The sequence below is a fragment of the Anaeromusa sp. genome (assembly GCF_028691475.1).
In the GTDB taxonomy this organism is placed as follows: domain Bacteria; phylum Bacillota; class Negativicutes; order Anaeromusales; family Anaeromusaceae; genus Anaeromusa.
The window spans coordinates 1-8,751 of record NZ_JAQUZF010000035.1; the positions used below are offsets into that span (position 1 = coordinate 1).

An 8,751-nucleotide genomic window follows, 5' to 3' on the forward strand; every position below is an offset into this window, starting at 1 on the left:
TTAAGAATACATGCAACTGTTCTCCTTCTTTTTCCTTTAAGCAAGTATGGCGACAAAAAACAGGCGGCACTTTTTCCTGTATTGTAGCAGGCCGTTGCAAACCGCCAAAGTATTCCTGCGCCAACGCCACCACAGCCTGATGCTCTACATTGCCAGCAGCGGCAATCACTAAGCGTTCCGGCGTGTATTGCTCTTCATAGTACGCCCGCAGATTTGCAGCCCGCATGGAGCTAAGAGTTTGCCGCGTACCTAAAATATTATGCCCCAACGGATGCTGCTTCCAGGTCTGTTCAATATGCAGGTCATGCGCCATTTCATCGGGAGCGTCTTCGTACATGCTTACTTCTTCCAAAATGACTTCCCGTTCTTTTTTCACATCTTCCGGTGCCAGTTTGGGACGCAGCAACATCTCGCCTAAAATAGAAAACGCCAGCGGCAGATGCGTGTCTAACACCTTCATGTGGAAACAAGTATGCTCTTTCCCTGTGTAAGCGTTCAATTGACCGCCCACAGCATCCACTTTTTCGGCAATTTCCTTAGCCGACAATTTCTCTGTTCCCTTAAACAGGAGATGCTCCAAAAAATGTGAAGCTCCGGCCATAGCCACTGGCTCATTGCGCGAACCAGAGGCAATCCAAACGCCCATGCTGGCTGAACGCAAATGCGGCAGCTGCTCCGTTACCACGCGAATGCCATTATTCAAAACCGTCTTTTGATACATTTAGGTTCCTCCCAAAGAAAGAGAAGCATAAACCGTGCGGTTTATGCTTCTTCCTGGCATATACTCTTAACAGCAAATTTTACCGGTGCTGCTCAGAATTTCCATGATGAGGCCTTCCGCCTGCGGGCTTAGTGGCTTCTTCGCCTCCGGCCAGGGGCGGCAAAAGCTCGCGACGCGAAAGATTGACTCTCCCCTGTCGGTCAATCTCCATTACCTTAACGGTAATGGCATCACCAATATTCACTACATCTTCCACCTTGCCCACGCGTTCGCGGGCCAGATGTGAAATATGCACAAGACCTTCTTTGCCAGGCAGAATTTCCACAAAAGCGCCGAAGTTCATAATCCGTGTAACGCGGCCCTCGTAAGTAGCGCCGACTTCCACGTCCATCGTCAAGTTTTCAATGATCTTCACGGCGCGTTGGCCTGCTTCCATATCCACCGCCGCAATTACGACGCGTCCATCATCTTCAATGTCGATTTTAACGCCGGTTTCATCAATAATTTTCTTGATGATTTTTCCGCCAGGTCCAATGACGTCGCGGATCTTGTCCGGATGAATCTGCAGGGTAATCATGCGGGGCGCGTATTTCGACAGCTCTGTACGAGGAGCCGGCAATACTTCCAGCATCTTACCTAAAATATGCATGCGGCCACGTTGGGCCTGCGCCAGAGCGTCACGCAGAATGTCTTCGCTCAAACCGTCAACCTTGATGTCCATCTGAATGGCAGTAACGCCTTTTTCCGTACCGGCCACCTTGAAGTCCATGTCGCCTAAAGCATCTTCCAGACCTTGAATGTCCGTCAGAATGGAGTAATGATCCCCATCCTTAACAAGGCCCATGGCAACCCCGGATACAGGCGCCTGAATTGGCACGCCCGCATCCATCAAAGACAAGGTGCTGCCGCAAACACTAGCCATAGAGCTGGAGCCATTGGATTCCAGAATCTCTGAAACCAGACGGATGGTATAAGGGAATTCGTTTTCATCAGGCACAACAGCCACTAAGGCCCTCTCCGCTAAAGCGCCATGACCAATCTCACGCCGGCCGGGACTGCGCATAGGGCGGGTTTCCCCAACACTGTACGGCGGGAAATTATAATGATGCATATAACGCTTGGAATCTTCTACGCCCAAGCCGTCAAGAATCTGCTCGTCCCCGAGGGCGCCTAAGGTCGTAATGGTCAGCGCCTGGGTTTGACCACGCGTAAACAAGGCAGAACCATGGGGCCGCGCCAAAAGGCCGGCTTCCACGCTAATGGGCCGCACTTCTTCCAGGCCGCGACCATCCGGACGCACCTTATCAACTGTGATCATTTTACGCACAATTTTCTTAAGGATTTTCTGAATAATATTTTTGATGTCCTTGCCATTTTCAGGATAAATTTCTGCAAAATGGCTGGCAATTTCCTTCTTGGCCGCCGAAGTAGCTTCGTCGCGCTGCAGCTTGTCTGGATTGGTTACCGCTGCTCGCAGCATTTCCGCGCCGAAGGCTTCTACTGCTGCCGCAATGTCTGCAGGCGGCTGATACAAAGAGACTTCCCGTTTAGGTTTGCCAATTTCAGCAACAATTTTGTCCTGAAAAGCGATCAATTCCTTGATTACGCCGTGACCAAACAAAATAGCATCCAAAATAACAGACTCCGGCAGCTGCTGGGCCCCGGCTTCCACCATTAATACAGCATCGCGGGTACCGGCTACAGTCAGGTTCAAATCACTGCCTTCCTGCTGCTCCAAGGTCGGGTTAATCATGAACTCGCCGTCTTTGCGGCCTACGCGCACGCCGGCAATAGGGCCTTCAAAAGGAATATTGGAAATGCTCAACGCGCAAGAAGCGCCCAGCATAGCCGGAATATCCGGAGAATTGTTCTGATCTACCGACAGCACCGTAGCAATTACCTGTACGTCATTACGGAAGCCATCAGGAAACAGCGGGCGGATAGGACGATCAATCAAGCGGCTGGTTAAAACAGCGGCTTCGCTGGGACGTCCTTCGCGTTTAATAAACCCGCCGGGAATTTTACCTACTGAATACAATTTTTCTTCAAAATCCACGGTCAATGGGAAAAAATCAATTCCTTCCCGTGGTTCCGCCGATGCCGTGGCCGACACCAAAACGGCTGTCTCGCCATAGCGCACTAAGACGGACCCGCCAGCCTGCTTGGCCATTTTACCGGACTCGATAATTAACTCCCGTCCGGCTAATTGGGTCTGAAAAGAATGCATGCGCCAATTCCTCCTCTTATCTTTGCTCTTCATTATTTTGTACCTTGTACATTTCGACATGCAAAAGAACAATCCTTTTGCCAACCATGATTTATTCGCACTAAAAGATTTTTTTCATTTTAAGCGCGAAAAAAGCGGGTGGAAACCCGCTTTTCATTACTTTCTGAGATTCAGTTTCTGCAGGATGGTCCGGTAGCGGTCCAAATCCATGTTTTTTAAGTAATTCAACATGCTTCTGCGCTTACCAACCATTTTCAGCAAGCCGCGGCGAGAATGATGATCTTTTTTGTGTTCCTTTAAATGCTCGGTCAGGTAGATGATTCGGGAAGTCAAAATAGCAATTTGCACTTCCGGTGATCCGGTATCCTGTTCGTGCGTACGGAAGGATTCAATAAGTTCCTGTTTCTTTTCGTTCGTCAACATAGACGACACCTCCTGTTTTTTATAACCAATCCCCACTAGCCAAGACGCTCGTCGGAGTTTCGAGCATCCGCGCTATGGTTCCATGGCTTATTACGTGGGTAATTTTAGCATACACGCCGAGAAAAGTAAAGTGGCAACGCGCCCTCGCAGTTACTTCACACTGTAGCTGACAAGGAAAGGCTCTCTTTAATAAAAAAGTCCGCTGCATTCTCGATATCCAGCTTAATTTGTGCAATCAACTTTTCCGCCCCGTCAAAACGCTGTTCCCCCCGCAAGCGGCCAAGAAATTCCACTTCCAAACTTTTCCCGTACAAATCACCACTAAATTGCAGCAAAAAAACTTCCAACCGGCGCTCCACTTCTGTAAAGGTAGGATTCGTTCCTACGTTAGCCACGCCAGCATAGTACGTTCCCTCTACACATACTTTCACAGCATAAACGCCGTTTTCCGGCACAGCCAGCAATGTTGGCAACTGCAGATTAGCCGTAGGAAAGCCAAGCAAGCGTCCACGTTTTTCACCATGAACCACAGGACCTACCAACGAAAACGGCCGCCCCAATAAAAGACGGGCCTCTTCCATACGTCCTTCCAAAATACACTGGCGTATGGCGGTACTGCTAATCATTTCGCCGTCTTCCGTAACCTCTGGGTGAATGTGTACAGCAAAGCCATGCTCTGCCCCTGCTTGGCGCAGCATCTCAGGGTCGCCCTGACCGCGATGACCAAAGGAATAATTCGGTCCTACCACAATGGCTTCCGGCTGCAGCCTTTGGATCAGCAGTTCAACAAACTCAGCTGGCGACTGTTTCAACAGCTTTTTAGTAAAAGGAAGCAAAATCAACACATCTACGCCCAGCTCCTGCATCCACCGCTCTTTTTGCTGCAGTGTTCCCAATTGAGGCGGGCAACGACGCGGGTCTACAATGGACAAGGGGTGGTTGGCAAAAGTAAATACCACAGCTGTGCCATTTTTTTCTTTCGCCAGCTTTACCGCCGTTGTCACCAACGCCTGATGTCCACGATGCACGCCGTCAAAGGTGCCTAGGGCGACTACGACATGGGCGTATGGCGCCGTAAGGCCCTCTAGCTCATGTAATGTCTGCAAACCCATGCTCCCCCTCCGCCATTTGTTCTTTCTGCTGCGGCGCCGCCAACACTTTATGCGGCGCCAATTGCCAGAGAGTATCCTGCTGTTCAACGCGACCGATTCCCAGCAAGCTTTCATCCGCTCTCTCGCACACTCTTACAATCTCACTAGCCGCACCGTTCTGCTCCAGCCATTGTTTTTGCCCCAGACAAAAAGCCCGGCTTTGCCCTTCATCCAGCAATAGCTGCGGCAAATGGGCAATTGCCTTGGGAATAGGCTGTAGCAGCTCTTCTCGCATTTCTCGAATCTGGTCTAAAGAAACTGCGTCTTCCAACCGAAACTGACCAACGCGGGTACGGCATAACTCCGTCATGACTCCCAAACAGCCGACGGCTTTAGCTAAATCGGCGCAAAGCACCCGAATATAGGTTCCCTTGGAGCACACGATGCGCAAACGCGCTTTAACGCCGTCATAGGCCAACAGTTCTAAGGCGTGTATCGTAATTTGGCGCGCTGGCCGTTCCACCACTATACCTTGGCGCGCTAAATTGCACAGTTTTTTACCGTTAACTTTAAGCGCCGAGTGCATAGGCGGAATTTGCTCAATGACGCCTTCAAAAGCAGCGCAGGCCTTTTGGAGCGTCTCTTGCTCCGGCGGCGGCGCATCGCTTCTGGCCACAATTTGACCGTCCAAATCGCCGCTGTCCGTCTCGTAGCCAAATTCTACTACGGCCTCATATTCTTTGTCCGTATCGGTTATATATTCAATTAGCCGGGTCGCTTTGCCCACGGCAACCGGCAAAACGCCGGACGCTCCCGGGTCCAGCGTCCCCGCATGCCCAACTCTCCGTACGCCCAAAGCTCGTCGCACTACGGAAACTACGTCATGCGAGGTCATCCCTACAGGTTTGTGAACATTCAAGAATCCTTCCGTAGTCACATTCCATCCGTCCCTAATATCTTCTTTACTTCTGACAGCACTTTTTGCCGCATATCTTCCGGTGAGTCGCCTGCCACACTGCAGCCAGCCGCTCGGGTGTGGCCGCCGCCGCCGAAGACTAAAGCCACTTGACTGACGTCAGCCCCTTTAGAACGTAAGCTAACCCGGGCATGTTGATCGTCTTGAAATTTAAAGAGCACTGCCACATCTACGCCGTCCAGCGTCCGGGGATAATTGATAAAACCTTCCGTACTATCAATGCGAGCGGCCATCTCCGGCGTTACCGTGATATAAGCCACTCGCCCTGACGCTGTTACTTCTAACGTAGCCAGCACTTCGCGCAAAGCAACCACTTCGGCGTAAGGCCTGGTTTCCAGCGCCTCCGAAATTTCGGCAGGTTTAGCGCCTGCTTCCACCAAAAGCGCTGCCATGCGCAGCGTTTGCGGCGTCGTATTAGCATAACGGAAAAAGCCGCAATCAGTGGCTATCGCCACATATAACGCCGCAGCCGCAGCCGCAGGCAAAGCGCATTGAAGCTCGCCTGCCAGCTGCGTGATAATTTCTCCGGTAGCAGCCGCTTTGACGTCCAAATAAAGTTCGTCAGCGTATTCCATGTTGGAAACATGATGATCAATATTCAGCAATGGCGCGTCCAGGTATTCGCCGACGCGGCCAATGCGCCCCTTATCGCTGGCGTCAAGAACCACTAGCAAATCTCCGTCCAAACGCACGGAATTTTCCGGTAAGCGTTGAATTTTTTCCCACCCCGGCAAAAATCGATAGGCCGGCGGCACGTCATCATCCAGCCAAATTTGCGTTTTTTTTCCTAGGGTCTGTAATAATTCCGCCAAACCTAACAACGATCCTAAGCTGTCGCCGTCAGGGTGAACATGAGCGGTCAATACCGGATTTTGCGCCGCTAACAGTCTTTGCGCTGTTTCCTGCAGCGTCAACCGCTTCACGAGGAAACATCCCCCTTATTGGTACCGTCTTTTTCCAACTGCAGCAGCAGTTTTTGAATGTTGTTGCTGTAATCCAATGAACGATCCAAATGCAAAGACAGCTCCGGCGTACACCGCAAACGAATACGCTTGCCGATTTCGCTGCGCATAAAGCCCAACGCCCGATTCAACCCTTCCCAGGTAGCTGTTTTCTGCTCGTCACTGCCCATTAAGCTCAAAAAGATTTTTGCATGCCGCAAATCACGCGTCATTTCCACATCGGTAACCGTCACAAAGCCGACGCGCGGATCCTTTATATCCTTTTGAATGATTTGACTGACTTCCTGCTTAATGAATTCCTGAACCTTATCAATTCGCAATTGCCCCATCGTTTCACCTCCCGTTTACAGGCTCGTGGGACGTACTTCTTCCATCATAAAGGCTTCGATAATGTCGCCTTCCTTGATATCACGGAATTTCTCCACGGAAATACCGCATTCATAACCCTGAGCCACTTCTTTAACATCATCCTTGAAGCGGCGCAACGCTTCAACGGTTCCTTCATGCAAGACAATCCCGTTACGAAGAATCCGTACTTGCGAAGAATTGGTAATCTTGCCTTCCAATACATACGAACCGGCAACAACTGTTTTCGGCACGGAAATAACCATGCGAACTTCCGCTCGGCCCAAGATGACTTCTTTGTATTGTGACGCCAGCATCCCCGTCAAGGCTGCTTCTACATCGTTAATGGCGTCATAAATAACACGGTAGGTGCGAATATCAATCTTCTCAGCGTCCGCCGTTTTGCGAGCATTGCCGTCAGGACGTACGTTAAAGCCGATAATTAAGGCGTTAGCCGCCGAAGCCAGCATGACATCGGACTCGTTGATGGCGCCGACACCTGCGTGAACAATAATAACACGTACTTCTTCGTTGGTATTCAGTCCCATCAACGCCTGGCGCAACGCTTCTACCGAACCTTGCACGTCGGCTTTGATAACAACATTGAGATCTTTGATTTGGCCGTCTTGTATTTGTTTGAAGAGATCGTCCAGAGATACCTTCTGCGACTCCTTGATCTCCTCTGAACGTTTCTTGTCTTGACGCTTCTCAGCAACAGTGCGCGCCGTTTTCTCGTCATCTACAACGATCAGCACGTCGCCTGCTTCTGGCACGTCCGTCAAGCCCAATACCTCAACAGGCATGGAAGGTCCTGCTTTTTTCACACGTTCGCCGCGATCATTCACCATAGCCCGCACACGCCCGTATGCACTGCCAGCAATAATCGCATCACCAATAGCGAGCGTTCCTTTTTGCACCAACACCGTAGCCACCGTACCGCGGCCCTTGTCAAGCTGTGCTTCGACAATAGTGCCCATGGCATTTCGGTTCGGATTGGCTTTCAGTTCCTGCACTTCCGCAACAAGCAGAATCATTTCCAACAAATCGGAAATACCTGTTTTCTGGTGCGCTGATACAGGTACCATGATGGTATCTCCGCCCCATTCTTCGCCAATCAGACCATGCTCCATCAACTGCTGTTTCACTTGGTCCGGATTAGCCCCTGGGCGGTCCATTTTATTGATAGCCACAATAATCGGCACTTCCGCCGCTTTAGCATGATTGATAGCCTCAATGGTCTGCGGCATAACGCCGTCATCAGCAGCCACCACCAAGATCGCTACGTCAGTTACCTGTGCGCCGCGAGCGCGCATGGCGGTAAACGCTTCATGGCCCGGAGTATCTAAGAAGGTAATTTTCTTACCTTGATAAACAACCTGGTAGGCGCCAATATGCTGCGTAATGCCGCCTGCTTCTTTTTCCGTCACATGGGTTTTGCGGATGACATCCAACAAGGATGTCTTGCCATGGTCAACATGGCCCATAACGGTTACAACCGGAGGACGCGGCTGCAGCGACTTAGGATCGTCCTCAATCTCTTTTACTTCTGTCGGGTCTTCTTCCGGCGGCAACGCCTCTACGGCAGTACCGAATTCTTCCCCTAACAAGCAGGCGGTATCAAAATCAATTTCCTGGTTGATGGTAGCCATAACGCCCATCATCATCAGTTTTTTGATAACTTCCCCGACATCGCGCCCGAGCTTGCTCGAAAGTTCCTTAACGCTGAGGCTTTCGCCAATGCGGATTTGCTTCGGTTTCGGCATTTCCTGTTTCGGTGCAGCCGGTGCAAAACGCTGACCGCCTCTTTGATTGCCGCCGCGCTGATTATTGAAACGTTGACCGCCTCCAGTGCCGCCTTGACGACGCTGTGGGCCTCCTGGAGAACGCTGCTGCTGGCCAGCGCTGCGCTGACCGCCGCCTGGACGCTGTTGACCTCCAAAATTCTGCTGACCTTGCTGCGGACGCGGAGCCTGTTGTCCACCGCCGCCCTGCGGGCGCGGAGCCTG

8 protein-coding genes are annotated in these 8,751 nt (G+C 51.2%); all 8 read right to left on the reverse strand.

Features of this window, described 5'->3' with window-relative positions; genetic code table 11:
• The coding region (locus tag PHF27_RS06635) for a pitrilysin family protein (RefSeq protein WP_300067522.1) at positions 1-721 on the reverse strand (721 nt) is incomplete at its 3' end.
• 79 nt (positions 722-800) lie between these two features.
• The gene (locus PHF27_RS06640) at positions 801-2,948 is read right to left on the reverse strand and encodes a polyribonucleotide nucleotidyltransferase (RefSeq protein ID WP_300067524.1); all 2,148 of its coding nucleotides are present in this window, start codon (positions 2,946-2,948) and stop codon (positions 801-803) included.
• 156 nt (positions 2,949-3,104) lie between these two features.
• Positions 3,105-3,371: a 30S ribosomal protein S15 gene (gene rpsO / locus PHF27_RS06645; protein ID WP_300067526.1), complete on the reverse strand. Its 267-nt coding sequence runs from the start codon at positions 3,369-3,371 to the stop codon at positions 3,105-3,107.
• Between the two features lie 155 nt (positions 3,372-3,526).
• Positions 3,527-4,483 carry a bifunctional riboflavin kinase/FAD synthetase gene (locus tag PHF27_RS06650; protein WP_300067528.1) on the reverse strand — a complete coding sequence of 319 codons (957 nt, stop codon included), beginning with the start codon at positions 4,481-4,483 and terminating at the stop codon, positions 3,527-3,529.
• On the reverse strand, positions 4,461-5,399 hold the full coding sequence (gene truB / locus PHF27_RS06655) for a tRNA pseudouridine(55) synthase TruB (protein ID WP_300067529.1): 939 nt from the start codon (positions 5,397-5,399) through the stop codon (positions 4,461-4,463). Before truB ends, PHF27_RS06650 begins: the two co-directional genes overlap by 23 nt.
• A complete protein-coding gene (locus tag PHF27_RS06660; protein ID WP_300067531.1) occupies positions 5,396-6,361 on the reverse strand; it encodes a bifunctional oligoribonuclease/PAP phosphatase NrnA in 966 nt (321 codons plus the stop codon). The genes truB and PHF27_RS06660 overlap by 4 nt, the downstream gene beginning before the upstream one ends.
• A complete protein-coding gene (rbfA, locus tag PHF27_RS06665; protein WP_300067533.1) occupies positions 6,358-6,729 on the reverse strand; it encodes a 30S ribosome-binding factor RbfA in 372 nt (123 codons plus the stop codon). The genes PHF27_RS06660 and rbfA overlap by 4 nt, the downstream gene beginning before the upstream one ends.
• Positions 6,730-6,744: 15 nt before the next feature.
• Positions 6,745-8,751 (reverse strand): translation initiation factor IF-2 (gene infB, locus PHF27_RS06670; RefSeq protein WP_300067534.1); only part of this gene is annotated, 2,007 nt, incomplete at its 5' end.

Excerpts from the sequence above, each read along its gene's own strand:
- PHF27_RS06650 (WP_300067528.1), bottom strand. The coding sequence starts at position 4,483 with ATGGGTTTGCAGACATTACATGAGCTAGAGGGCCTTACGGCGCCATAC.
- rpsO (WP_300067526.1), bottom strand. The coding sequence starts at position 3,371 with ATGTTGACGAACGAAAAGAAACAGGAACTTATTGAATCCTTCCGTACG.
- rbfA (WP_300067533.1), bottom strand. The coding sequence starts at position 6,729 with ATGGGGCAATTGCGAATTGATAAGGTTCAGGAATTCATTAAGCAGGAA.
- PHF27_RS06640 (WP_300067524.1), bottom strand. The coding sequence starts at position 2,948 with ATGCATTCTTTTCAGACCCAATTAGCCGGACGGGAGTTAATTATCGAG.